At 33.1% G+C, this 26,899-nt stretch carries 25 protein-coding genes and 3 pseudogenes; 7 read left to right on the forward strand and 21 right to left on the reverse strand.

Annotation, left to right across the window (positions count from 1 at the left end):
• Window positions 1-98: 98 nt before the first annotated feature.
• Window positions 99-1,001, reverse strand: a complete 903-nt coding sequence (gene gnd / locus Y7E_RS0101480; protein WP_017149546.1) for a phosphogluconate dehydrogenase (NAD(+)-dependent, decarboxylating) — start codon at window positions 999-1,001, stop codon at window positions 99-101.
• 174 nt (window positions 1,002-1,175) lie between these two features.
• Here gnd and Y7E_RS34055 point away from each other — a divergent pair.
• Window positions 1,176-1,394 (forward strand): annotated as a pseudogene (locus Y7E_RS34055) (LysR family transcriptional regulator); the annotation flags it as partial.
• A gap of 178 nt (window positions 1,395-1,572) precedes the next feature.
• Here the strand turns inward: Y7E_RS34055 and Y7E_RS31235 are convergent.
• The 6 genes and pseudogenes from Y7E_RS31235 to Y7E_RS0101515 form a co-directional block, all read right to left on the reverse strand.
• A pseudogene (locus Y7E_RS31235) lies at window positions 1,573-2,942 on the reverse strand (IS1182 family transposase); the annotation flags it as partial.
• Between the two features lie 224 nt (window positions 2,943-3,166).
• On the reverse strand, window positions 3,167-3,646 hold the full coding sequence (locus Y7E_RS0101495; RefSeq protein ID WP_017149549.1) for a hypothetical protein: 480 nt from the start codon (window positions 3,644-3,646) through the stop codon (window positions 3,167-3,169).
• A gap of 18 nt (window positions 3,647-3,664) precedes the next feature.
• On the reverse strand, window positions 3,665-4,090 hold the full coding sequence (locus Y7E_RS0101500) for a thiol-disulfide oxidoreductase DCC family protein (RefSeq protein WP_017149550.1): 426 nt from the start codon (window positions 4,088-4,090) through the stop codon (window positions 3,665-3,667).
• 495 nt (window positions 4,091-4,585) lie between these two features.
• Window positions 4,586-5,692, reverse strand: coding sequence for a C45 family autoproteolytic acyltransferase/hydrolase (locus tag Y7E_RS0101505; protein WP_017149551.1), 1,107 nt, complete (start codon window positions 5,690-5,692; stop codon window positions 4,586-4,588).
• Between the two features lie 316 nt (window positions 5,693-6,008).
• Window positions 6,009-6,431, reverse strand: a complete 423-nt coding sequence (locus tag Y7E_RS0101510) for a MarR family winged helix-turn-helix transcriptional regulator (protein ID WP_017149552.1) — start codon at window positions 6,429-6,431, stop codon at window positions 6,009-6,011.
• Between the two features lie 164 nt (window positions 6,432-6,595).
• A complete protein-coding gene (locus Y7E_RS0101515) occupies window positions 6,596-7,201 on the reverse strand; it encodes a PRK06770 family protein (protein ID WP_017149553.1) in 606 nt (201 codons plus the stop codon).
• A 401-nt stretch (window positions 7,202-7,602) separates the two neighbouring features.
• Here Y7E_RS0101515 and Y7E_RS28930 point away from each other — a divergent pair, with 401 nt between their 5' ends.
• The gene (locus tag Y7E_RS28930; protein WP_272942940.1) at window positions 7,603-8,121 is read left to right on the forward strand and encodes an arginase family protein; all 519 of its coding nucleotides are present in this window, start codon (window positions 7,603-7,605) and stop codon (window positions 8,119-8,121) included.
• Window positions 8,122-8,173: 52 nt separating this feature from the next.
• Here Y7E_RS28930 and Y7E_RS0101525 read toward each other — a convergent pair whose 3' ends face one another.
• The 3 genes from Y7E_RS0101525 to Y7E_RS0101535 are packed head-to-tail and all read right to left on the reverse strand — an operon-like array spanning window position 8,174 to window position 10,035.
• Window positions 8,174-8,815 carry a nucleoside/nucleotide kinase family protein gene (locus Y7E_RS0101525; RefSeq protein ID WP_017149555.1) on the reverse strand — a complete coding sequence of 214 codons (642 nt, stop codon included), beginning with the start codon at window positions 8,813-8,815 and terminating at the stop codon, window positions 8,174-8,176.
• A 20-nt stretch (window positions 8,816-8,835) separates the two neighbouring features.
• Window positions 8,836-9,732, reverse strand: a complete 897-nt coding sequence (locus Y7E_RS0101530; RefSeq protein WP_017149556.1) for a CPBP family intramembrane glutamic endopeptidase — start codon at window positions 9,730-9,732, stop codon at window positions 8,836-8,838.
• Between the two features lie 60 nt (window positions 9,733-9,792).
• Window positions 9,793-10,035 carry a hypothetical protein gene (locus Y7E_RS0101535; RefSeq protein ID WP_017149557.1) on the reverse strand — a complete coding sequence of 81 codons (243 nt, stop codon included), beginning with the start codon at window positions 10,033-10,035 and terminating at the stop codon, window positions 9,793-9,795.
• Window positions 10,036-10,570: 535 nt separating this feature from the next.
• Between Y7E_RS0101535 and cspD the strand changes: the two genes are divergently transcribed.
• Together cspD and Y7E_RS0101545 are read left to right on the forward strand one after the other, a co-directional pair.
• Window positions 10,571-10,774, forward strand: coding sequence for a cold-shock protein CspD (gene cspD / locus Y7E_RS0101540; protein WP_017149558.1), 204 nt, complete (start codon window positions 10,571-10,573; stop codon window positions 10,772-10,774).
• 89 nt (window positions 10,775-10,863) lie between these two features.
• The gene (locus tag Y7E_RS0101545; protein ID WP_000286200.1) at window positions 10,864-11,049 is read left to right on the forward strand and encodes a cold-shock protein; all 186 of its coding nucleotides are present in this window, start codon (window positions 10,864-10,866) and stop codon (window positions 11,047-11,049) included.
• Window positions 11,050-11,147: 98 nt separating this feature from the next.
• Here Y7E_RS0101545 and Y7E_RS0101550 read toward each other — a convergent pair whose 3' ends face one another.
• The 4 genes from Y7E_RS0101550 to Y7E_RS0101565 form a co-directional block, all read right to left on the reverse strand.
• Window positions 11,148-11,702 (reverse strand): GNAT family N-acetyltransferase, encoded by a 555-nt coding sequence (locus Y7E_RS0101550; protein ID WP_017149559.1) that lies wholly within the window; start codon window positions 11,700-11,702, stop codon window positions 11,148-11,150.
• A 293-nt stretch (window positions 11,703-11,995) separates the two neighbouring features.
• The gene (locus Y7E_RS0101555) at window positions 11,996-13,396 is read right to left on the reverse strand and encodes a protoporphyrinogen oxidase (protein WP_017149560.1); all 1,401 of its coding nucleotides are present in this window, start codon (window positions 13,394-13,396) and stop codon (window positions 11,996-11,998) included.
• A 603-nt stretch (window positions 13,397-13,999) separates the two neighbouring features.
• A complete protein-coding gene (locus Y7E_RS0101560) occupies window positions 14,000-14,149 on the reverse strand; it encodes an aspartyl-phosphate phosphatase Spo0E family protein (protein WP_017149561.1) in 150 nt (49 codons plus the stop codon).
• Window positions 14,150-14,413: 264 nt separating this feature from the next.
• Window positions 14,414-14,923, reverse strand: coding sequence for a GNAT family N-acetyltransferase (locus Y7E_RS0101565; protein ID WP_017149562.1), 510 nt, complete (start codon window positions 14,921-14,923; stop codon window positions 14,414-14,416).
• 225 nt (window positions 14,924-15,148) lie between these two features.
• Here Y7E_RS0101565 and Y7E_RS0101570 point away from each other — a divergent pair, with 225 nt between their 5' ends.
• Window positions 15,149-15,724, forward strand: a complete 576-nt coding sequence (locus Y7E_RS0101570) for a histidine phosphatase family protein (RefSeq protein WP_017149563.1) — start codon at window positions 15,149-15,151, stop codon at window positions 15,722-15,724.
• 88 nt (window positions 15,725-15,812) lie between these two features.
• On the opposite strand, the gene Y7E_RS0101575 is transcribed toward Y7E_RS0101570, so the two are convergent.
• The 4 genes and pseudogenes from Y7E_RS0101575 to Y7E_RS0101595 form a co-directional block, all read right to left on the reverse strand.
• Entirely contained in the window at window positions 15,813-16,331 is a 519-nt protein-coding gene (locus Y7E_RS0101575; protein WP_017149564.1) for a GNAT family N-acetyltransferase, read from the reverse strand.
• Between the two features lie 450 nt (window positions 16,332-16,781).
• Window positions 16,782-18,287 (reverse strand): serine hydrolase domain-containing protein, encoded by a 1,506-nt coding sequence (locus tag Y7E_RS0101580; protein WP_017149565.1) that lies wholly within the window; start codon window positions 18,285-18,287, stop codon window positions 16,782-16,784.
• 840 nt (window positions 18,288-19,127) lie between these two features.
• On the reverse strand, window positions 19,128-19,778 hold the full coding sequence (gene catA / locus Y7E_RS0101590; protein WP_017149567.1) for a type A chloramphenicol O-acetyltransferase: 651 nt from the start codon (window positions 19,776-19,778) through the stop codon (window positions 19,128-19,130).
• A 261-nt stretch (window positions 19,779-20,039) separates the two neighbouring features.
• A pseudogene (locus Y7E_RS0101595) lies at window positions 20,040-20,219 on the reverse strand (SAM-dependent methyltransferase); the annotation flags it as partial.
• Window positions 20,220-20,383: 164 nt separating this feature from the next.
• Between Y7E_RS0101595 and Y7E_RS0101600 the strand changes: the two are divergent.
• Window positions 20,384-21,121 carry a ZIP family metal transporter gene (locus Y7E_RS0101600; RefSeq protein ID WP_026049047.1) on the forward strand — a complete coding sequence of 246 codons (738 nt, stop codon included), beginning with the start codon at window positions 20,384-20,386 and terminating at the stop codon, window positions 21,119-21,121.
• A gap of 78 nt (window positions 21,122-21,199) precedes the next feature.
• Window positions 21,200-22,900, forward strand: coding sequence for a pyruvate oxidase (locus tag Y7E_RS0101605; protein ID WP_017149570.1), 1,701 nt, complete (start codon window positions 21,200-21,202; stop codon window positions 22,898-22,900).
• Window positions 22,901-22,946: 46 nt separating this feature from the next.
• On the opposite strand, the gene Y7E_RS0101610 is transcribed toward Y7E_RS0101605, so the two are convergent.
• The 3 genes from Y7E_RS0101610 to Y7E_RS0101620 all read right to left on the reverse strand — a co-directional run bounded on the left by Y7E_RS0101610 (window position 22,947) and on the right by Y7E_RS0101620 (window position 26,890).
• Window positions 22,947-23,948 carry an ABC transporter permease subunit gene (locus tag Y7E_RS0101610; protein WP_017149571.1) on the reverse strand — a complete coding sequence of 334 codons (1,002 nt, stop codon included), beginning with the start codon at window positions 23,946-23,948 and terminating at the stop codon, window positions 22,947-22,949.
• Window position 23,949: 1 nt separating this feature from the next.
• Entirely contained in the window at window positions 23,950-24,816 is an 867-nt protein-coding gene (locus Y7E_RS0101615) for an ABC transporter permease subunit (RefSeq protein WP_017149572.1), read from the reverse strand.
• Between the two features lie 193 nt (window positions 24,817-25,009).
• Complete coding sequence (locus tag Y7E_RS0101620; protein WP_017149573.1) at window positions 25,010-26,890, reverse strand: FtsX-like permease family protein; 1,881 nt, start codon at window positions 26,888-26,890, stop codon at window positions 25,010-25,012.
• Between the last annotated feature and the right edge of the window lie 9 nt (window positions 26,891-26,899).

Consider the following 26,899-nt stretch of genomic DNA (forward strand, 5'->3'; position numbering starts at 1 on the left):
AGTCCGTTAATACGGGATAAATAAAAAACAACCCCGTTCTTTTGAGAACAGGATTGTTTTTATGTAATAAAACTTTCCGATTACATTATGAAAATGACTCATTTTTTGTCGCTTTTCTCTACTGCATGTCCGCCGAATTCATTACGTAGTGCTGCTACTACTTTACCTGTAAATGTATCATTTTCTAATGAACGATACCGCATTAATAAGGACAGCGCAATAACAGGTGTCGCTGTTTGTAAATCAAGAGCCGTTTCAACTGTCCATTTTCCTTCTCCTGAAGAATGCATAATTCCTTTAATGTCATCTAACTTTGCATCCTTTGAAAATGCACGTTCCGTTAAATCCATGAGCCACGAACGAATAACTGAACCATTATTCCATACTCTTGCTACTTGTTCATAGTCATAATCAAACTCGCTTTTCTCTAACACTTCAAAACCTTCACCAATAGCAGCCATCATACCGTATTCAATTCCATTATGAACCATTTTTAAAAAATGACCACTTCCTGCTCTTCCTGCATATAAATATCCATTTTCTACAGCCGTATCTCGAAATACAGTCTCTACAATGCCCCACGCTTCTGGATCTCCTCCAATCATATAACAAGCACCATTACGAGCACCTTCTGTTCCACCAGATGTTCCTGCATCCATAAAATGTACACCAGCTTTTTTAAGCTCAGCATAACGACGAATGGAGTCCTTATAATAAGAATTACCCGCTTCAATCACAATATCTCCCCCACTTAAAAGCGGTGTAATTTCTTTAATAACACTATCAACAACAGCATGCGGCACCATAATCCATAGAATTCTTGGTTTTTCGAGAGATTGAATAAGTTCAGCTAGACTAGCTGTACCAATAGCCCCATAGCTTTTTATTTCCTTTACAGCATCTGTATTTACATCATACGCCACTATTTCATGATTCTTGTCCATTAAATTTTGCCCTAAATTTAATCCCATTTTCCCTAAACCGATTAATCCTATTTTCATTTTTAATTCCTCCTAAAAATACTTAAGTGAGATTCGCTAATCCATTGTTTATCTTTCTTCATTTGGACAATCTATATTTATCCAAAAATTTTTCACTACGGATATATTTTGCACGAATCCGCTCTGGTAGATGCATAGGAGGTACTTAATATTTATATTTTAACATTGCAGTAGTATCTTGTTATCCTCCTACCCCAAAATTTCTTTTTAACACAGCTTATTACTTTGCATTGCGAGGACTTTAACTTTATACCTAAACCATATATGAAATTTCTACAGAGTAACTCTATTCAAGTGATTTCAATTAAAAATCCTATCTCAACAATAGAAATTGGGGTTATTTATAGAAAGGATAAATATATCTACGCTGCTACAAGAGTGTTTATTGAGTAGTTAAAAACATTGTAGATTCTTTTCAATAATAAAGATTTAAATAAAAAAATAAAGAGAGTATATTTATAACTCTCTTTATTTTTTTCAGAGTGTTGGGAAACCCTTTAGGGTTTCCGACACTCTGGAATTTTTTTAATATTTTAGTGAATGAAAACAATAAAAAGTGATAGAAGCTAGAAAAATAGCCCTTCACCTGACCCTTTTTGGTCAGGTGAAGGGCTATTTTTTTCATGTTTTGGCAAGCTGCGGTGAGATAAGCCTGCATTTGGACAGACTTCAGCCCCCGGAACCGAGCGTATCGATAGCCATGTAGCTCTTTGGCATCCGCGAAGCTTCGTTCAATAGTAGAACAGCGTACCTTATATAGTTTTTTACCTGTACTTGTTAATTTGTTTTTTCGTGCAATATCTTTATACTCTTCCCAAATGTGATGTGTAATGACCTTCTGTTTTTGTTTCTCTGAGAAACATTTGTTACGCAACGGACAAACTGCGCAATCTGTTGGATTAGACTTATATTGGCGATATCCTTCTCGATCGGTTGTCGCATATTCTAAAATACATCCCATTGGACAGGCAAATACATCTGTTTCTTTTTCGTATTTAAATTGGCTTTTTGGTACGTCTTTATTTCTTTTTCCAAACCGGCGATACCCCATCACCATAAATATATTCTGTTCCGATAATTTTTTGCAGATATAACCTGTAAAGTAGCCAGCATCAAGTGCCACTGCTTCTATTTGAAATCCAAACTTATCAACTTGTGCTTGAAGTCGCTCTAAATACGGCTCGGAATCCGCTACATTTCCAGCCGTAATAAATGTATCTGTAATCACATTATATTTCGCATCCGTTGTACGATGATCTAAGAAATGAAAACCGTTCGGTTTTCCATCTCGCATTAAAAAGCCACTATCTGGATCTGTTGTACTTACACGTGTTTTTTTGATTGGGGTATCACGTTCCTTTCTTGGTTTTAATTCTTTTTTCCGTGTTTTTCCCTATCTTTTATAACTGCCGCTTCTAATTCTTCCATATATAATTTAGGGCGCTCTTTTTTTACTTTGTGTACAAATTTATTTTTATTTGCGTTTGCTTTCACATGAGTTGAATCTGTCATCAATGCGCGCCCACCCACCATACGATGTTCCATCGCTTGACGTACAATTTCATTAAAGATTTCTTCAAAAATATTTGTATGAATAAAACGAGTACGACGGTTCCAACTGATTGTGGAGTGGTCTGGTACTGAATCCGATAAAGAAAACCCTAAAAACCAACGATACGCAATATTAGTTTTAATCTCTTTTTCTAATTGACGTTCAGATCGAATACCATAAAAATAGCCAATAAACATCATTTTGAATAAGACGATAGGATGAATAGAAGGGCGACCATTGTTTTCACAATAATAAGGACGTAACTTTTCCTCGATAAAATCAAAATTAATAGTCGCTTCAATTGCACGAAGAAAATGATCTTGTGGAACTAACTCTTCAACAGAAACTGATACACGCTCATCGCGATGATTTTTCAATGCACCCATCATAATAAATCGCTCCTTTTCCTCTTTTTATCATTGTTGACAGATAAAAAAGGGTTCAGACACAAAAATAGGCTGTGGAGCAAACTTTCTCCACAGCCTGAAAAAAATAAAGAGAGTATATTTATAACTCTCTTTATTTTTTTATTATTCACTTTTCTTATCTATAAAAAAATAATAACAGCAAGAAATAGCAAAAATAATAAGTAAAAGAATGATATTAAAGATAGTCACTTTACATTCATCCACCTTTCTTCTGTATCTCTCTGCTTATCTATAACTCCATTTTCAAAAAACACTCTTTTCAATTTTGAATACTCCAGTAAAAGTAAAAAAACACTTAATGTCGTTAACAGAATACTAATAGGAAGTGCTGGAATATCAAAACAGTAATCTAAAACTGTAATATTGACAGTAATCGGTAAGTATATAATATTCCCTACTGTTGCTGTACGCGGGATAAGTAATAATATTGCAGCTGTCAACTCACCAAAAGCAATAAACAGATTATAAAAATCAGAGTAACCGAAAAAATACCATGCTAATTTCATCGGTGAATCTTTTGTTGAATCAAAAATAAAATCTCCAGTTGAGAATTGACCTGGATAAATTTTTGCTACGCCATATATGATAAACATAATCGCTAAAAAACACCTAAAAGATGTAATCACACTCTTTTTCAGCTTTATTCTTATAATCCTTTTTTTCATTAAAATCCCTTCTTTCTTTTAGATACCCTCTTCCAAAAATCTATCTCGTACATCCTTTGTTGGAATCATACAAGAAGTTTGTTTCCCAAACCAACGATACCTATTTCGAGCAACCATATCATATATTTTATCTCGCGCAAATTTAGGAATAAAAATCAAGATGGTTAATATTTTGATTGGTCCTCTCAATTTCCGAAGAATTTTTAAAACTGCTGTGGATTTTGTATAGAGGTTTCCTTCCTCAAATAAAATGATAGAGTCGCCTCCTTTATATTCCCTTTCATATTTCATGATTAAACTTTTTGCTATTTCTGATTGTAACGAAGCAAACTTAAATACTGCTTCCGGATCTCTTTGAATAACAAACTGCACCCAAGAGTTACATAAATTACAAACTCCATCAAAAAGAATAATGGAATTGGTTGAAAAATTTATTTGATTCACTCATTTCACCTCAACTTCCTACATCTTCTACCTGAATTTTAAAGTTCATTTTCATTTTTTCACATCGATTTCCCTTACAATTTAGGAATGAAACTTACAAAAACGTCATTTAATCAATTAAGTAAAAAGAGGCCGCTCTAAAAAATCGTTACATGACAATTTTTAGAGCGGCCTTTTTATGCATAACTTTTTCTACTTTTATTAATGGACTTTCTTAAATTTAGGAATATATTTTGTAAAATAAGCACCAACTAACAGTAAAATCATTGACGATAGCCAAGTGAACATCCCTACAAAATTAAACCCGTACACCAATATTAGCCTTCACCAATCGGGCTTGTTGACCTCCCACCTAACTTCTTTGCTATCTCTTCAATTACTTCACAGTAATCTTTATCCTAATAGTTAAAGTTTAAGCTGCAGAATCATTTCATTTAATAATTGTTTAAATTTATTTGATTTCAAAACATATTGATTCATTATATTTTTTATTGCTCAATTATCTTCTACTCTCCAAAAATCAGCGTATAGTTGATTTACAAAATTCACATCGACTTCAGAAAACGGAAGCTCTTCCCCCACTTTCAATGAGTACCATTTATTTAAAAGTGGCGACCCGAAACAAACATCAATTGTTCGTTCGTGTAAATCAAATAGTAATGAGTGTAAGGTTCCAAACCATTCTTGATAGTTATGAACTGTTAAGCCAGCAGGATATTCACGCTCTACTAATTTTTTTAACGCTTCCATACTTATGTATTCATTTTGAACCAAGCAATCATGCAAAACATGAAATCGATTGGAAGAATGTTCTAATTTTCTGTTATTTATCTTTTTAATTGTAGAACTAGCTGCGTGATTGGTTGATACGATAAAATCTTGGGTATCTTCTTCTATTCTTGTTACATATTTATGACCATCAAATATTTCAATCTGTGCTGCCTCAAAACAATCAGATATAATTACGTTTATATTAGCCGCAATTGGCATTTCTTCTATCAACAAAATTGCTTCCTGCACACTTTTACATTTTTCTAATAAAACACGAATTACAGCAAAACACTGCAAACCATTTACCCTTGGCTTCTTCATTCCTTCAATATCCCCAACAGGTTGACCACATGCAGAAAAGGTAATAGATAATCCATGTTCATTCATACCTTCAGTTCTCCCGAAAAATTGAGTAGAAAACCCGCTATGATAATATGAACCTGTTACATGAGTCGAACAAAAGCGCATATCATCAATTTGTGGTGATAGATCATAGTTTCTTAAAACATACGTATGTTTTAAATCTGTCTTATGAGGTAATAATGCACAGTGACTACACCCTGCTTTTAATAACGTTTTATAATAATACATGATTTGTCTAGGAAATATTTTTAACACATCACAAAAACCTTCAATTTCTTCGTTTATCCCTGGACAATACTGTTCCAAAATATTTCTAGATTCTTTCCACTGCTCGTCCGCTATAAATTTTTCTTGCTGAATAAATTGAGATAAAAGATGTAAATTATTTCGAACAAATTCACCCTGCTTTCTCCCGATTTCATAATGATTTCCACTTAGCGATGCAAAATATCCCTTTACTGTATACAATTTGATAGCCCCCTTGTAATTCCACCTATCTAAAGCATATCAAATGAATATTTTTTATTCTTGATGTTTTTTGCTATATGTATGACTTACGCTCATTCACTTTCGCCCATAGATAACATTGATCTTCTAGGTAACTACATTAAAAAATGTGCAGAACAAAGTCAATTACTGTAACCAATTCTTGAAAAAAGTCTGAAGATAAATAGGTAACATTGATTTTGGTTGCATCTTGCATTCCTCTCTTTTTATTTCATATATGAATTATTTATATAAGAAAAATGTAACAGAATGTTACACTTTTTCTTATATATCACAATTAAATTAAATGATGCTTCCATTTTAATAATAGCTCTTGCAGTTTCTGTTCTTCTTCATCAGTAAAACAGCTACAATTTTCTTGTAAAAAACCTGCATATTTTACATCGACTTTTTCCCAAGCTATTTCTCCTTTTTCAGTTAAAAACACAAGCGTTTCACGTTGATCGTTTGGATTTTTTTCCGTTGCAACATATCCGTCCCTCTTCATCCGTTGAATCATGGTGGTCATATTGCTTGGAACACACCCCATGTTTTCAATCAACTTAGACATCGATACCTTTCCGGATTTCGCAAGTACTTGTATCACACCAAATTGGACATAACTTATATCGTGCTCTTCTATCGCTTTATCCAAATTTCTTTGCAACTGATGATAGACATCTCGAATATTTCCATATAACCCTCTTTTTTTCATATCCATTCGAAAAAGCCTTCCTTTTTTATTTCATATATGAATCTTATTTCCATTTATTTCATATGTCAAATAAAATAACCTTGTCTCAATGGGATTTTTTCTCATCTATCCACCAAGACAAGGTCAACAACAATCTAAACTTTTTAACATGATTATGTATATTCTATAAGTTATTTTTTAGCTTGTTCACCACTTGCTATTAACGTGCTTCCTGAAAATGTCTCTTTTTGCATGAAGAGTTTGTTAACCAACTCTTTCTGCTCATCTTGTGACATTACACCCTTACCTTCCCCAAGATTACCGCTTTGTAATTTCCAAATCGTATTATGATCTGCATCAACTTTCTTGTATTCCCCTTGTTTCCATCTTTCTAGAATATCTATATATGCACCTTTTTGATTTAAATCACCATTCTTAACAATCTCTATTAAACTTTCAATTCGTTCTTGTGTTATAAAAATATAACCCCATTTTTGATCTGCTTTCACTTTTTGATGTGCCATTTCATGTAATGCAATTTGTACTTTTTCATCAGTCCACTTAAAGCCTTTATTAAAATCACTATTTGGCAATGAATAATTTCCATTCTCTAACAGCTTCGCATTCTCTGCTTTTACTTTGCTATCAGCTAACACTTCTACTGCCGGAGCTGCAGTTGGTGTTTTTTTAGCGGTGGGTTTACTAGAATTAAGATAATATAAGATTCCATAAGTAAGTGCCACACCGATTACTGCCATACCAACAATTATCCCTAATATTTTTAATAATGTTTTCATTGAACACATTTCCCCCCCAACATTCCATCACTCATTTTCTTTCTACTTATTTCGTTTTTTAACAACTCGTTATAAGTGATTCATTGAAGATGCTTTTTTCATAAAAATTCTCCCCCAAAAGTATTATTTTATTAGTCCCTTTCCTATGTTTCCTTTTATTTTATTTCTATTCAGCTTTATATTGCAAGATTATTCTGTCAAAAGATTATGATTTTCTAACATTCAAATAAGAATTTTTCCACACTCCATCTCTTTTCGGCAAAATGTGATTAGCTTTATTCAAAACTATACACTTTGAAATTAGTTAAATGAAGAAAGTCTTTTATTTTAAAATCATTTAAATTTGTGCTAGGTTAGTATGTAAGGGAGATGACTGAATATGAGTTTATTACATAAAACTTATTCTTTTCGATCATCACTCTGATATGGAGTTATCATCCTCCCAAAGAAGAACAATGATTTCTTGCGGATCATGGGTATCGTTTGCCCTTCGAAACAATCCTATGCTGCAAAAAGCAATTATCATTGGACCACCTTCTTTTCAAATACATTCTTTGATATCATCAAAAGTGAAGGTGTTCCCAATAAAATCTACACATGCAGTCTCTGTGAATACAATTTTGTCACATATAGAAACAAATACAGTTTATATGAGCATCGATAAAGATATATTAGAACCTCGTGACGCTATTACAAATTGGGATCAAGGACATATGGATTTATCAAAATTATTACAGTATGTTCGTTCAATAAAAAACAAAAAATCCGTTCACGGCATCGATATTTGCGGTGAAATTTCATCCTCACCAACTGAAATGTTTTTACCAGAATATCAAGAAGCCATTACAAAAAATAAAACAGCAAATATCCAAATCTTAGAGAGCATTTTACAAATCCCCAAACAGTACAGTCATATATAAAAACAAACATAAAAGCGAGTGCACCGACTAGGTTAGCACTCGCTTTTTATATTTATGCACGATTTAGTTTTAGCCAATTCGCGACATCTCCCAAATTAGTGACATCGTATCTTTGTGCTGTATTTGTTTTCCTAATAAATACATGTTCCATTATTTCTTTCACATTGTTTTCCACACTTTTTGCTTCAATTAACTTACAATATTCTTGTATAATATTATTTAAATGTTGATAATACCTTTTATGAGGTTTAGCAATATGTATATGTTTTTCGAAATTCCTTCTTTTTCTTGTATAATCAAAACCTTTTCGTTTTCTTAATTCACATTCCGACGTATACAAATAAAAATATTGGTCTGGAAACCCAATTTCTCGTTTCCGTATGCTGTTTTTATAAAATTCTTCTAGAAAAGATAACGACTGATCAAATACTTCAAAATGAAAACACCAATTATAACTAAGCGGTTGAAAAACATCTCCATCAAGTACAACGAATTCATAATTCTTTGATTGTTGCACTGCTATATGCCATCGTTCTACTTGTCTCTCTAAATACCACGTTTTGTGTTCATTTTTAGGACGTTCAAATAAAAGATTAACTTCAGGAATAATATACGCATCATACTCTTTTTCTAACTGCTGGCATGTTGTAGTTTTCCCAACCGCGCTTGGCCCTTCTAAACAAATTATAGCCATGATGTAACTCCCCTCATAAATTATCCAATATTATGCTGTTTCGACCGTCTTCCCCACAGTTGTCTCCATAATACAATTGAGGCAACTGCAAGCATAATTGTCGTAATTACACTTCCTTCAATTCCAAAAGCTCCTCCATGTAATGATTTTGGACCGCTTGTTGTTGATTTAAACAAAGGTGTAGAGTAAATTGTTATACCACTTACCGCAAAACCATATATATTATATTGAGCCCAGTTCCATATAGAATGCCAAGCACATATACCCCAAAGACTATTTTCTTTTAACACATAAAACGCGGCAAATACACCAACTAATATGATATTTGACATAGAAAGAATTGTAATACCTGGGTTAAATAGATGGAGCAATCCGAATAAAAATGAGGTAACAACAACCCCAATCCATATCCGACTTCTAGCTGAAATAACTGGAAATAACCAACCACGCACAACAATTTCTTCTGTGGCACCTTGTACTAAAAACGCTATTAAAGAACCTAATATCCCCAATATGACTGTACTTGAAATCTGTTGTATATGTAATGTAACAAAACCACTTAAAACTAAAATGAAAACTGGTATTGTTATAAATATAAGCCCAATGAATGCTCCGTGTAAGTATTTTTTCAAAGCATTATCTTTCCAAAAACCAATTGTTGAAAATAAACGTTTTTCTACAAAACGAATCCATAAAAATACAAATAAAATTGCTCCACCAAATGTTAATAACATCCTTAAGTTATCATAAATGCCTTTCATAAATGTCGTTTCTGCTTTTGGCAATAACAACATGAATAAACTAAAAACCTCACTAAGTGACAAAAATAATATAGCTAATATAACAGCTAATATAGGGTGTACTTTTCTTTTCCCTTTTCGTGCAGCTTCTATTGTTTCAAATCGATTATTATTCAAATCCTTCCTCCTAAGTCATTCATTTCTTATTTTACACTTCATTTACATTTCTCCAAACTCTTACAATTCCATCTGAAATAGAATTTTTTTATATCGAAGCTCCTCATTTAATACAAGACACTCGATTAACCTCTCTTCTCGTTCTTCAAATACATCCGTCCAATAAACTGGAGCAATAACTAATTGTACAGAAGGATCTATTGTCTTACCTCGTATCTTCTCTACGAAATTCTCCCGTAATGCTCTTTCCATTTCTTTTGCAAAATCATGATCTTGATTTCCAATTCCATGTATAATTGCCACCGCTATCTTCTACATATCAGCTCTCCTTACTTAAAATAATGATTAGTAACAGACTCAATTTACATCTTTAAACAGTATTCTCTACTATAGAAAATTCAAAATTGCTCATATTATTTTCACCATAAACTAACACTCATATTAATACGACATATTCAACATTTATAATTCCCCTCCTACTTTAACGATTGCTTTTTATTCAGGATAAGTTTTTACAAAAAAAATTTCCAATTACTGAATACGTATATAAAGTTCAACTAACTAAATATAATTTTCAACCTGCATTTGGATTATTTTCTTAAAGAATCAACCATGTCAAAAAACCTAATTTTTCCAACACTTGCTATTTCTCACCATTTGTTGTAAGATAGGTCTTAAGGTCAAATTCATAAAAGTTTCACTTTACATATTATCAAGCATCTATTACGAATACTAAGTGTTCCTAATGGGTTTTTGATAATATGTGAATTTTTATTTTCGTTGAAATAAGACGGATCATATTGTAATTTATTTTTCTTATTTTTAGGAGGCACTTACCATGACATTAACAGGTAAAGTAAAATGGTTTAACAGCGAAAAAGGTTTCGGTTTCATCGAAGTTGAAGACGGTAACGATGTATTCGTTCACTTCTCAGCTATCACTGGCGAAGGTTTCAAATCTCTTGACGAAGGTCAAGAAGTTAGCTTCGAAGTTGAAGAAGGCAACCGTGGACCTCAAGCTAAAAACGTTGTAAAGCTATAATTTAAACAATAAAAAGGTTGTTACCATCGCACGGTTAACAACCTTTTTAATATATAATTAAAAAATTTTTACATAAAAGGAGTGGTCATATGTATCGCAATCGAAAGAACGATGTAGCAGAAGTACCACCAGAACAAACCCCTGTTTGGGAATGTGAATCAGAGGATTGTTTAGGATGGATGAGAAAGAACTTTTCATTTGAAGAAGAGCCAAAATGCCCTTTATGTAAAAGTAACATGAAAAGCGGAGAACGTTTATTACCTAAATTAGGTTAATGCTTGCATTCCCCCTCTTGTCTTTTGGCAAGAGGGGGTCTTTATTTTCATTACTATTGCGCTAACATTCCAAGTCTAAAAAAGAAAAACCATGGATGTTATATCTCATGGTTCTTTTCTAAATCTGTTCGTATAATAGAATATATATATACATCTCGTTGTCGATCTCCTTGATGAATATATCCTCTTAATAATCCTTCTTTCTGAAATCCTATTTTGGACAACATCTTACAAGATGCTACATTTTCAGGATATGTAATTGCACCAATTCTGAATATCCCTAACTCTTGAAAACTATACGTGATAATTTGTTGCGCAGCTTCCGTTGCATAACCCTTTCTCCAGTAAGAAGGATGTAAATCATAACCAATCTCAGAACGTTTACTCCAAAGTTGTAAATTATTTAATCCAATTGTGCCAATTAACGCACCTGTTTCCTTCAATGCAATTCCCCATCGAATTGCACGTTTTTCAAAATATTTTTTTGAAAAAGATTCAATCATACGCGAAGCCTGACCAAATTCTGTAAAAGAATTCATTCCATAATAACACGTTACTTCCTCAAGCGAAAAGATTTCATATATTTTTTGACAATAAGATTGATCAATTTCAACTAAACGTAAGCGTTCTGTTTCTAAAACAGGAAATGCCATTAAAATCCTCCTTTTCTTTCTACTGGTTTATTATATCAGAAATACCTTCTCGTATTGGAGGATTCCTCATAAATAAAAGTTTGTTTTCATAATACGCGAAACAGACCTCCTCAATAGTTTTCTTAATTTATTCGGTTTATACACAATATTCAATTGGATATTTATGTTAAACTATACGTGCAGAAACTCTAATCAAAGTTAAATAATAAACGATAGGTACAATTTTTAGTAACAACGAACGAAATCCCACTCTTATACTAGAGAGGGATTTCGTCAAAAATACAAAGATTACATTATTCAAAGTGATTATTCAACGCTTTTTTAATCTTCTCTGCCGTTTTCTTTCCATTTCCTATACAAGCCCCAATCCCTACACCATAGTATGAAGCTCCAGCTAGATAAATATTTGGAAACGCAGCTGATAATTTCTCATTTAATGATTGAACTGCGTGATTATGTTCTAAATGATAATTTGGCATTAAATCTTTCCAGTCCGTAACTTCAACAGTTTGCGGTTCTCCCTTAATTCCAAGGCTTTTCTCAATGTCAGATAAGGCAACTTGAATCAATTCTTCCTTATTTTTATGTTTCATTTTTTCATAAGCAGGATTCGAACTCTTATAAAACATTCTCACCAATAAATTTTGCTTATCTGATGTATGCTTCCATTTCCTACTTGTCCATGTACATGCATCACAAAGTAAATCGCTATTTTCCGAAACAATAAAACCAGTTCCATCTGCTGGTAATTGCTCATCCGGTATTTCAAACCCTAAGTAAATGCTAATAAGAGAGGAATTTTTTAGCTTGTTGAAATCATCATCTAATTCATTAGAATGTAATAATGTTTGTGCAACATCATGAGGGGTAGCTAAAATAACGTAATCAGCTTTTAATGTTTCATGAGTCGAAAAAGAAACGTCATATCTATCACCGTCTTTACTTACCCTTGTCGTTTCTAACCCTTTTCGTATCACCGTCCCAGCTAATTCCTCTTCTAATCGATTGATAATAGTGGAAAGTCCACCTTTAAACGATAAAAACTTTTTATTCCCAGCAGCTTGAAATTGCTTTTTATTCACTTCAAATCCTTTAATAATACTGCCATATGTATTTTTGTAATCAAGTAAATACGGTAGTGTAGACGCCATTGTAAGCTCATTCAATTTACCAGAGTACACCCCTGAAAGAACGGGAGAAATTTGTTTTTCAACTAACTCTTCTCCTAAAAAACTTTCTAAAAAGACAGCGAGCGATGTATCTTTCGTAAAACCTTTATTTTTTGTAATGAAGTCTTTTAGCGCAATAATTTTCCCCTTCGTTGAAACTAACGTACTACTAAATAACGACTCTACACTCATTGGTATACCAAATACTGTGTCAGCAGGAATCGGATGTAACGTGTCGTTTGAGTAAATATAAGAAATACCAGTTTCGTTGTATACCATTTCATCCTCTATATTCAGTTCTTTTACAAGTGGCAAAACATTTTCATTTCGAGCAACGATTGAATCGGCTCCTGTTTCCATAATAAAATCATTTTCTTTCACACTGTGAATTTTCCCGCCTAAATATTCATTTTTTTCTACAAGGATTAATTCCAAATCTATTTCATAATCCTTTTTTAATCTTTCTAAATAATACATAGTAGAAAGTCCGGTGATTCCTCCACCTATGACAACAACTGTTTTCATATCTACTGCGCTCCTAACCGATACTATAAATTAATAAATTCCTTTATTATTATACCCAAAAGTCAGCTTTCCCGACTAGCAGATTACAAAGTTCTTTCAAAGGTATACAATGTACGTAAATACATTTCAGGTTGATCATTATGGACTAAATGATTCGAAAAAGGAATCGCAGCAATATGAATTTCAGGCCATATTCAACAGTACAGATTCGCCTTGTGTGTAAAGAGCACTATTTCTAACTATACTTTCAGTTTTAAGCTTAAGAGTGTCATTTTTAATTTCATTACATAGATTCAAACAACTTTTATTAGACCTAATAATATTCTTTGAATGTTTGAATCAGTTTTTCGATTTTAACATTTACTTTTATATAGGCAATCATTTCATAAGAAATAGTAAGAAGATCCTCAATCTTTTTAAATAACTGTTTGAGTGAATATTATCCTTATGAAAGACAAGAATTTAATAAATTGTATCAATCCATACTTTCTTCATATTTTCGTATTATGAGGTGAATACACTTTAATATATGATAACATGAGGTTCATAACGTTGATGTTAATATGAGAAAAATGACATTTTCTACAAATGGTGAAAAGCATCTTATTTTAATAACATTATGCAATTAATTAATTTGTCTAGTTCCTGGCTTACTGCAAGCACTTTTTCATGTTGAAATCCATAATTTGAAACTAGTGTGAATAATTCTTCTTTTTTCGCTTCAATGATTTGCTCTAATTTTCTCAGCTCCATACCGTATTTAATCGCTCCAATTTAAAATGTATGTACTCTAGTATAAAGTATTTACATAATAAGTAAAAGCGTCATTTTTAAGTCAATCTTACATCTATTAAAAAAATATGATATAGAGGCATATATATAGTAAGTTAAAACGTACACAGTATCCGATTTGGAACTTGTAAATAAAACATTAATAAACCAACAAATAGACTAATAACATATTAGTCTATTTGTTGGTTTAAGTTCAAATTGCATTATGTATATTTCTTACAATAGTCACGTATCTACAAGAAGTCCGTTTGGGCGAAAACGACTCATCATGATTTCATCAATGAACTTACCGCGCGCTTTTAAATTCCCTTTTTTAATACCTTCTTCCCTGAATCCAAATTTTTCATATAGTGCTTTTGCGCGAGGATTTATTTCCAAAACACCTAGTTCTACTCTCTCCAGCATTAACCAATTGTCTGCAAGATCTAACATTTTTGTAAGCAAAGCTTTTCCAATCCCTTTATTATGATATTCACTATCTACACCAATAAATAAATCTCCTGAATGTGACCTTCTTCCTTGCCCTTGCGTTAAACCAACAAACCCAACTACTTTCCCGTCATACTCCGCAACAAATCCAAATTGATTAGGTGCTAAGTTTCGAATTCTATTTTCCATTGCATCTACTCTTATACTAGGCAAGAAAACCATATAAGGTAAAACATCATTTTGTATGCATATACGATGAATCGCTCTAGCATCTTGTATTTCTACTGCACGAATCGTAACTTCCATTACATTACCTCCTTTCCAACTAATACAATATAGATTCTTTATACTACACAAAACTCCTACTTGAATTTATTTTATATTTAACATCCAAACAATTCATTCGATTGAATGACAACATTTTTCAAAAATGTTCGTATAACAAATTTAAAGTTTCTTTTTCTCATTTTTTGAATTATTATATAATAATGGAATAATTTCTCTAAAATACTATAGTTTGGAGGTTTTAGTATGACAACACTCGGTATTATCCGCCACGGCAGTACACACTGGAATAAAGAAGGAAGAGCTCAAGGTAATTCAAATATTCCACTTGATCAAGACGGATTATCTGATGCTTATAAACTAGCAAAACGGTTAGCTACAGAAAATTGGGATTTGATCTATTCTAGCGATTTGCTAAGAGCAAAGCAAACTGCTGAAGCAATAGGAAAAAGCATTGAAAATATAGAAATCCATTTAGAACCTAGACTTCGTGAAGTAAGCGGTGGACAAATTGAAGGAACGACTGAAGAAGAACGAATTTCGAAATGGGGAAATAATTGGAGAAAACTTGATTTAGGAATTGAAAGCGCTGATAGTGTTAAAGCAAGAGCCATACCGTTTATTGAAGAAATTACATATAAACATCCTAACAAAAATATACTTATCGTTAGTCATGGGTCATTCATTAAGCATCTTCTTAAAGAATTAGTACCCCATTTAAGTATGTTAGAATCCCCTAAAAATACATCAATAACTAAAATTATAAAATTAGAGAATGGATGGGATTCAGAATTATATAATTGCACGGTGCATTTAGACTAAATCTTTAGGATTCCAACAAAAAAGAAGACCTTTTAATAAGGTCTTCTTTTTTGTTGTTTAGTTTCTTAGAAATATGAGATACTAACAATTATATAGTACTTAAATCTTTTCCCATTATCACATAAGGGACATCATCTTTACTTGGATGAAATGGTTCCATTATATTAATCCATTCTAACTTCTCATATAATGAACGCGCATTATGGTTACTTACTTGAGTCGTTAAAACGCTAGTTTTATTGAATATTCCATCTAATAAATGATTATGTAATACAGTTCCTAATCCGTTTTTTCGATAATTGGAATGGACCGCTAATTCAACAAATTCAAAACAATCCTGTAACCATTGATTTGCTTGTTCCGAACTTAATGCTTCTCTCAATACATGATTATAGTACTGTCCTTCTAAAGATTGATATCCATAAGCGAAACCGATTATTTCCTTTGCATCACTTATAGCTACTATACCCTTGAATTTTTTATAATCCATATGTCTCGTAATTCTTTCTACCATTTCATCAAAGTCTTTTCCTTCATACACCATGCAGTACAGTTTTGCTATATTTTTAACTAAAGTTTCATCTTTCTGTATTGGTACTATATTCACTACAAATCCCCTCCTAAATAAAAAATTATAGTAGTTACTATATTTATAAATAATTATAAAATAAAGAATATTAAAACAACACGTTTTATTTATTTTTCTCTTTTGTATTGTGAATATAGAAGCATAACATTACTAATCTTATAATTTATTTTCCACTATGCGCTCAAGACTGTTAGGTAAATTCAAAATTCGCTCTTTTGAAAACAATGGATATAAATTTAGATTTTAATTTCTTCTAATGCTTTCCAGTAAAAAATATGTTTATACTTCCCTCTCTCAGTCATTAGAAATTCACTTTCCTAAAAATATTAAGCTCAAACCTAATCCTCTAGATATTCATCCATAACGAAAAGAAATTTACTAATATTATTTAATTCTTTACTTTATCTCTTTATCAAAATGCTATTACCATCTAATGGTTTCTATAATCAAACCAATTCATTATACCTCTCACTCCATATGTATAAGTCCTTTTGTTTTATTTTTTGTTATATGGACCCGAATTATCAGAACCATTTTTAACACACCTACACAAAGCAATAATATGGATAGGTAATAGAGAAGATGTCCCACCCCCGGCATAAATAAAGTTATAGCCGACCATGGAACCGAAGTTATTTTAGGTAAAAGGAACAGCACCGCCAAAGAGGATAAAATATTAAAAATCAAGATAAACAAGACATTTATGACAGTACGTGCTGGTGTAGTCTTATGTTTTTTTCTCCATTTAAATAAACTATAGATGGAACGAGTGACTAATGCGAGAACTACTAATGCGACCAAATCAACAATCAAGTATATCTTAGTATAATCTGGCATGTCAGCTTGCGAACGATCTTGACCGTGGACAATCCCGTTAATCCCTGCAATGATGCTATCATAGGATATGAGGGGATCCTGTGCATTTGTAAGAAGAATGAATCCGTATTCCCCTTCCATCGCCATAAACGAATACGTATTTTCAGTTAAACCATCATGAAAAATCACGTTCTTGTTAACACTCCATCCCATAGCGTAAGATGGACCACCTCTCATTGATGAGGAAGGCTTATGCATTCGCTTGGTACTTTCTTCGGACAATATAACACTGTTTTTAAAACGGCCGCGGTTCATTTGTGTAATTAAATAATTTGACATATCTTCTGCAGTGGAAATTAAATAACCTGACGCAACCGTGGCCTCGTGGTTTAATTGCTTTGTCGGTACCATAAATCCAAACAAAGGTTGATAACCAGTTGCCAAACCATCGTTTTTAGCCTCTTTCGAATTACCGTAACTGTGGTTCATGTTAATTGGCTCGAATATGTGATTTCTCACATATTGTGTATAAGATTCCTGAGATACTGCTTGAACGATCCCACTAAGGATATCATAGTTTAAATTCGAATATTGGAACACGGATCCTACAGGTTTGGTAAGTGCTGTATTTTTTAGGCTTCGTATATGTTCTTCTATAGACTTATTACCGTGAGTCAGGCTAACACGACCATCATAAGTAGAAAGCCCACTTGTTTGATGTAATAAATCTTTGACTAAAATTTTCTTAGACGCTTCTTCATCAGCTACCCGAAACCATGGTAAATAACGCTGTACTGGAGCCTCAAGATCAATCATTCCTTTGTCGACTAACTGCATGATAGCCAGTGCTGTAAAAGATTTGCTGGTAGAACCAAGGACAAATGGAGTCTGCGGAGTAACCGGTTGATGGTTCGGTCCTGCTATTCCATAGCCGTTAAGATAAACAATTTTATCTCCCTTTACAATCCCTAACGAAGCACCAGGAATTTTGAATCGTTTCATTGCAGTATCCATAAATTGATCAACTTTCTTCACATCAAAAGTTGTTTCAGCTTTAACTTCTGTCCCTATAAAATTACTTGTAATTACAATTATGATGATCAGGATCCCGCATACTTTTTTATACACATTCTCGATAATTCTTCTGTTCGTATTCATCAACAACGTCTTCTCCTTTAATTTTGTAATACAATCTCAAATGTTTTTTTCTTACATCTTCAAAACTTCGCTTAGCAAAGGTCCAACTAATATAAGGTAATATATAGAAGAACTTGATAGAAATTTTGAAAATCCTCAATAGATCCTGATGTCAAGGTGTTTCATATATCTCTCATGATTCTACTGTTACCTAAGTAGCATCTACGAAAATCAGATTGCCGTATGTCGGAGCATCGATGATTTCTAACACTATAATTTTTTATTTTCATATGTAATAATTAAACAATTTATTATCAATTTATATACCTGCCACAATCCTAATGACAACATACGTATATTCAGGTAGGTGTGCTGACAATAATATGTTTTTTCTCGGTCTATTTTAGCTGCCCACAGAAATAAATTCTTATGTTCCGCATTTGCCGTTATGACCTTTATCATTGTTACAACAATCGTCAATATAATAATTAGTACATTCAACATCAAACCTTTCTTTTAATATATAAACATTCTCCTTTATAAATTTAATTGTGCACAACAATAAATTTAACTCCGTGCTCTTTCACTCTACAATAAACAGAAGATTCTAAATATCTATTTTCCTTACAAGAAGATTACAAAATTGTCATAAAAGTGAGTATCTATTTTCAAGTATGTACTTTTATTTTTAGAAATTTTCCGGTTCTGCCAAACTTATAAGAAGGAGTTGTTCACAACTTTGCGAAATATATATTCGGAAAAGTATGTTTACAATTAACAAAAAAACGGACTCAATGCCCTATATATATAAAGGGGTGAGTCCGTTTTTTCCGGTATTACATATTTAAATAACTTATAATTTTATCCAAGCCACTCATGGAAATTATTAGATAGCTCTTGTAACTCTACTATAAATTTACTTGCATGATATCCATCACAAACAGCATGATGCACTTGTAACGAAATAGGTAACAATATTTTATCTCCCTGATTAAAATATCTTCCCCCTGTAATGATAGGTAATAAAAAGTTGTCATCATTATTTATATTTAGGTTAAATCCTGTAAAACTAGCCCAAGGAATACTAGATATAGGAAAAGAATTTTGGGGTATATTTTCTTTTGTGAATAAACCATGAATATTAGCGTATTGTTTTATATCATCTTGATAGTTTTTATAAAAAACACTGAATTCGTTAGAGAACTCAGTCCATATACTCGAAAAAGATTTGTTATCATTATGAAATATTGTATAACTTGGTATCATTTTATCCCAGTATCCTAAAACACCTTCATCATTAAAACAAGTCCGAAATTCTTTATGGGCATTGACTGTTCTACTGACCATATAAATAAAAGTAGGATATAATTTAATTCCTTTATTGTGAAATTGTTCCAATAATTCCGTGATGTCTATATTTGCTGTCATGCTAAATGTACATTTTAGTTTTAAATAATGCTCAAAATACTGGTTTCTATTCCAATTTTCTCTATTAATTACATGAAACCTCATTTTATTAGCCTCCTAAAATTATGTTTTGTATTTTAGAAGGCTAATTCTCTTGTTTTCACCAAATCATTCACCTCTTCATAAAGATTTGTTAAAAATAAAATCTGTAAGTATTAGAGCCATAATCTCTATTACCTACTATACGATATACGTTAACCTTAAACAAAAAATACACTGTTTCAATAAGCATTTTTATCACGAGTTCATATTAAATGTATATACTTTATATTCACCATTATTGGATGAATTTCTTAAAATATTTCTGTCTTCTGCTAAAGGGATGGTTACTCTTCCCGTACCACATGCTATATCTAAAATCCATTCATTTTGGATTCCAAGTTTTTTGGACCAAGATAATAAAAGCGGAAAATCTGACAAACTTGTATTTTCTACATCATATCGTTTCGGATTTTCATATTCTGATAAATTCCACTTCGCTTGCAAACTAATACCTCTTTTCTTTTTTCAACTAAAGCTAATATACAGATTATAACAAATAAACAGATATCTTTTCACTTTCTCTAGAATTACTTCCAAATAATTTGGACTAATCTATCCTTTCACACAGTAAGCTGAAAATGAAGGTTACAATAATGGAGTGTGATGCTATGGAACGGTTATGGCTTCCGATGATCGTTACGCTTTTTTCTTTTGGAGGATTACTATTAGGGGGAGCTGTTGGACTTGCAACGCGGCAACTGATTGAAGAGAAAATGCACCGTTTATATGCGCTATGTGGCGGCATATTATTTGGATTATTATCGCTAGAAATCATTCCAGAAACTTTTTCAAACTTTGAAATCATCGGTCCTATGCTCGGGATTACCCTTGGTATATTAATTATGAGTTTACTAGATAATTATTGCCATCACCCTATGATACATAAAAAAGACCAGCAAGCATGGCAAACTTTTTTATTTCTCTCCTTCGCTATTTTTATTCACAATATGCCGAGTGGGTTTGCATTAGGGACTGCTTTTACAAACCATAATGAAACGGCAATTCCATTCTTATTTGCGATTGTCATACACCATATTCCAGAAGGATTAGCTTTAATCATTCCTTTTCTATTCACGCAGCATAAATATCTCTCATTTTTATTAACAATTCTGCTATTATCAATTATCCTCGGCACTGGTACACTCTTTGGGATTATGATGAACGGGAAAGCAATTCACTTACAAGGACTGATAATGGGGAGTGCCATTGGTTCTTTAGGATATGTCACAATGCATGAGATGTTATGGAAAGCTAAGAAACACCTTTCTCCTTTTCCCTTCCTTACTTGGGCTATTAGTGGATTTTTACTCATAACTGTTTTTACTCTTTTCGCTGACCATCATTAAAAAAAGGACTCATATTTTGTATATTTTACCTATTTATCCAAAATATAATAGTATCTCAATGCACAAGGAGGATCTATTATGTTTCGTAAAACAGCGGGTGAAGCACTTGTTGATTTGCTTATCGAATGGGGCGTTGACCACATTTATGGTATGCCTGGGGATTCAATCAATTCAATTATTGAACCGCTTCGAAAAAAACAGGACAAAATTAAATTCATTCAAGTTCGTCATGAAGAAGCAGGTGCTTTGGCGGCCGCTTCCTATGCAAAATTAACTGGTAAACTCGGCGTTTGTATGGCGATTGCTGGACCTGGGGCGATTCATTTATTAAATGGATTATATGACGCGAAACTAGACCAAGCACCGGTACTCGCAATTACAGGGCAAGTTGAATCAGATTTACTTGGAACTGGGTTTTTCCAAGAAGTAAACTTAGAAAGAATGTTTGATGATGTGGCTGTTTATAATCAACGAATTATGTCAGCTGAACAACTCCCTGCAGTTGTAAACCAAGCGATTCGTATGGCATATACAAAGAAAGGTGTATCTGTTCTTACCATACCAGATGATGTTCCGAAGTTTGAGGTGGAAGCTGGTGCACGTATAACAAGTTCTTCTTTTACATTGCCTGAACTTTTTCCGCAAGAAGAGGATCTAAAATTGGCAAAACTAGCACTAAATGAAGCGAAAAAACCTGTTATTTTAGCCGGAAAAGGAGCAAAATATGCGAAGGAATCTTTACTTGCATTTGCAGAACATATTGGTGCCCCAATCGTTTTAACACTTCCAGCAAAAGGGATTATTCCTGATGAACATCCTCTTTGTATAGGTGGATTAGGATTAATTGGGACAAAACCGTCTTACGAAGCAATGAAGAATGCGGATACATTAATTATGGTTGGTACTTCTTATCCTTTTACTGGCTTTTTACCTGAAAAAGCCAAAACGCTTCACATTGATACGGACCCTGCGCAAATTGGGAAACGTTATGCGACAGATATTGGATTAGCTGGTGATGCAGATAAAACATTGAAATGGTTTTTAGAAAATGTAGAGAAGCATACGGATCATTCATTCCTAGAACATCATCAAGAACTGATGAAAAAATGGGAAGAGAAATTGCATAACCAAGAAGAAGATTCTTCTACTCCAATTAAACCACAAAGAGTGATGCACGCTTTGCAACGTGTCGCTCATGATGATGCAATTTTATCAGTAGATGTTGGGAATGTCACAGTATGGGCTGCCCGCCATTTTCGGATGACGAATCAACAATTCATCATCTCTAGTTGGCTCGCAACACTTGGATGTGGCCTTCCTGGAGCAATTGCTGGGCAACTTACTTATCCAGATAAACAAGTCTTTGCAATTTGCGGTGATGGTGGATTTGGAATGACGATGAATGATTTTGTCACCGCCGTTAAGTATAAACTACCAATTATCGTTGTTGTATTAAATAACCATAAAATCGCTATGATTAAATTCGAACAAGAAGTAATGGGAAATGTTGAATTTGGTACAGACTTAACAAACCCTAATTTTGCAAAATATGCAGAAATATGCGGCGGAGTTGGTTACCGTGTTGAACATATCGGTGAATTGCTTCCTGCTTTTGAAAGTGCTGTTAAGCAAGATAAACCATGCATTATTGATGTAGTAGTAGATGTAAATGAAGCACCCATGCCTGCTAAAATTACATTTGGGCAAGCAGCAGGCTATACGAAACATATGTTAAAAGAGTTATTTGAAGAAGGAAAAATTGATTTACCACCTTTGTAAAATCGAAAAAAGATAGATGAAAACAGATTGTTCTCATCTATCTTTTTTATTTTGATACTTCTTGATGGAAAGAAAAATCTTCTCTTTCACTTTTCACCTGTTTCTCGACTTTCTCTTCTTTCTTTCCTACTTTCCTTCTTCTCAGATTTCCTATTCCAATCGACCCTTGCAGACTATTACTAATAAGATTTCCTGCCAAAATAGTCAAGCTATAGAAAAACATCGGTATAAGAACGATCCAAGTATGTGTGGTCAAATGGCGGAAATTTTGTCCAATTAATCCTGTCCATTCCTTCGTCACACTATCTGCTTCACCGCTAAATAATATAGTTCCTCCAAAGAATAACTGGAGTAAGCCAAGATGCATAAGTAACAGCAACATGCTAACAAATTGCTGGGCAACAAGTAAGAAAAAAGATGGTACAAGATGAGGCCAAACATGGCGACATAATCGATGCCACTTACTGCCTCCAAGAACAGTTGCTGCCATCATAAACTCTTCTCTTTTTACACGCTGTACCTCTTGCGCTGTATACAGCATAACAGTCGGCACAGCCAAACATGTGAGAATACTAATTTGAAACAGAACTCGCATTGCGAAAGGAACTGGAAGCGTACCATTTTCAAAGAATAAAACTTCTCTTAACATAAAATACGAAATCATAATCATGGGAACAATACTAAATGGATCAAAAAATGCAGAAATAGCTGGAAAAGAACGTTTACTATACATACCAAGAAGTAAACCTAGCCCTCCTCCAATGATAACCCGCAAAATCGCAACAATTAAACTCGCACCAATTGTCCATTTTGCCCCTTCTATTATTAATTGAAATAAATCTCTTCCTTTACTGTCACTTCCAAACCAAAACTGAGATGATGGAGGAAAAGGAGCTGCTTCTACTTGTCCTTTTTCGTTATACAACATCGTTACTTCCCGAATTTCCCCATCAAAAAATAGAGTATTTCCGATACTGACAAGCAAAAGTCCGCTTAAAAAAAACAAACCAATCCAAAATCGCATGTCATGTTTTAATGTTTGCCACATATTACACACGCTCCTTTATCACATTTTGCATGAGCGTATGTAACAAGCGAAATAAGAAGAAAATCGGAACATATAATAGAACTAAGCAGACAGTAAACACTTCTATTTTCGAATTTTCTTTTACGAATACAAACATGCCATATGTATTAAAGAGCCATTCAATGATATAAAGATTGGATAACATGAATAAAATATTCGTTTTCGCATAGTAAACCGTAGTAAGTAACACGTTTCTTGAAATATGATGCGTTAATATATGTTGTAAACTTAACCCTTTACTTTTTGCAAATATACTATAATCTTTTTCTAGCTCTTCTCTAAAACGGAGTAATAATAGTTTAATAAATAATAACGTTGTCGGTAATGTGAGGCATAAAATCGGTAAAAGGCGAACCCTTTCTCCCGCAAGCCCTGCAAACTTCACTGGCATCCATCCTGTTTTTTGAAACACAATCACTACCAAAAGTTGTGATAATAAAATAAGTAGAATATCCGGAATACTTTCAAGTGTAAGAAAAACCCCATTCCATACACGTTGCCTCATATGAGAACGCTGCAGTACCCATACAACAAGCACATACGCTATGAATAACGACAGTAGAAAAGACGAAACAAACACTAGCATAGTTTCCAAGTAATGTATCCAAATTTGCGGAAATAGAGTTCGAGAGTCCCGAAACCCATACATAATTTCCCCTGGATGAAGTAATTTCTCACCAAGGTATAAAATCGTTTTTCCATATCCAATAGGATCCATTTGTAATCCTTTAAATAAACGGGGGAGTGCCCCTAAACAAAGAATACATCCCAGTGCAGCTAATAATTGTAAAAAAGTAATCCACCACCACTTTCCAACTCGAAACAACATGAAATTTCTCCTCCTTTAACCCTTAATTTATTTTTACAAAATATTAAAAAAATGTAAAATGTATTTTGTGAATTTAAAAGGAAGTTTGTCAAAATATTTTTCGCCAAAATAAATAATAGGTGAACGTGAAATACACGTTCACCTATTATTTAAGCTTAGAATTAAATACTATTTTTCTTTAAAGTAATAACATCTACTTTATCATTTGTTCCTTTGGCATAACCATACTCTTATACAATTGAACCGTAATCCAGTAATATAAAACATAAATAATAAGAAAGATTCCAATTGGCATCCACACTTTTACAAACGGATCCACTAAAAAGAGACGGAACAAGTTAAGTCCTACTAAAATGTGAGAAATACCAATGATAGCTGGAAAAATAAACAGATATGAAATCTCCTTATAAATACTACGTGACAACATACTACGGCGCACTCCAATTTTCCGAAGCATTTCATAACGGCGTATATCACGAGAAGCTCCTGTTAAGATTTTAAACATGAGAGAGCTTGCCATCATTGCTAAGAATGCAATTCCAAGGAAGAATCCCATGAACATCGTACCGCTCATAAAACTATTCATAAATTGGTAAGTTGTCATTTTTGTATATAATTCTATTTTTCCACCTATTGCTTTTTCTACTAGCTCTTTTTGTCGCTGATCAATTTCTATTAACAAAGGTTTATACTTTTGTAAATCGTCTACTTGTATGAGCGTAACACTATGCTCTGTTCCTTGAACTTTTTTATAATGCTCCTCATCTGCAATTCGAACAGGTTTCCCGTTGAATTGATTGTGTGTCACTTGGACTTCTCTTATAATTGCGTCACTCCAATCAGTTGGCACATGTGGAAGTTTACTTGCTGCCTCAGGTGCTTCCATAGATGTGTATAGAGGTTCAGTTAAAGGTTCTTTTATGCGTTTACGCACAGGCGCTTTTACATTCTTTGTATCTTGATGATCAGAAATGAGCGGCGGTTTTGCAGTTAAATCTTCTCGTAAATAATAGACTGCTTCTCCATCCACTTTATACTTATAAGTTCGTTGCTCTACAATCTTCATTTGCTTTAATGCGGCTGCATCTTTTTCATTCGGATCATGAATTGTCGCATCATAGACTCGAGAAAAATCCGTCATAATGCCGACATTTTTTTGAAAGGCCATTCCTGCTGTCATCGCTCCTGCACCAAGTGCAATTAGCATCGCGACAGTCCCAAGCACCCGTGATAAACTATTGATTCGAAAACGAAGCTGAGCATATGTAAAACTATTTAAACCTGTTTCATTTCGTTTTTTGTTACTTTTTAACCGCGTCACAAACAACGGTAACAATGAACTAAAAATAAAATATGTCCCTATCGTTGTAGCACCCGTTGCTAGTATAAAACCTATTTCACGTAACTTATCTATATGAAGGATAGAATAATACCCTGTTCCTAACAGTAACACTCCCATTACAGTAAAAATGATAACACGGCGTCTACTCTTTTCTATTGCATCTTGTGTTTCATCTTCACGAAGTAACTCAAGTTCAGTTTTACGTAATAAACGTATACTATTGATAAATCCAGTAATTATAAATAAGATCAAGAAGAATCCACATGTAACAAGAACTGCAGGTATATAAAATGGCGCATAGCCTTTCGCTGAAATTTCTAAACCATTCATTAAAAAATTCCCTGCTGCACTTGCTAGTAATATTCCTACAATAATTCCAATGATAATGCTAACAATCCCCATACCGAATGTTTCTATAAATAATAGCTGTGCGACTTTTTTCTTCTTCGCTCCGAGCATCATATACATACCAAGCTCTTTCCTGCGCAATGTGAGTAAAAAAGAATTAGCATATACGATATAAAAGACTGTAATGAAGGAAAGTAAGACAGCACCAACCCAAAATACAAGTCGAATACTATTAATCATACTATTATCTTTTGTAAATTGACTGTTGATTGCCATCGTTTGGAACATATAGAAGATACTTATACTAATAACGAGACCAACAAGTAAAACAAGATAATCCTTTAACATCTTTTTCATACTATGACGTGATAATTTCAATAACATGCTCTCGCC

This window comes from Bacillus bingmayongensis, from assembly GCF_000299035.1.
Classification (GTDB): domain Bacteria; phylum Bacillota; class Bacilli; order Bacillales; family Bacillaceae_G; genus Bacillus_A; species Bacillus_A bingmayongensis.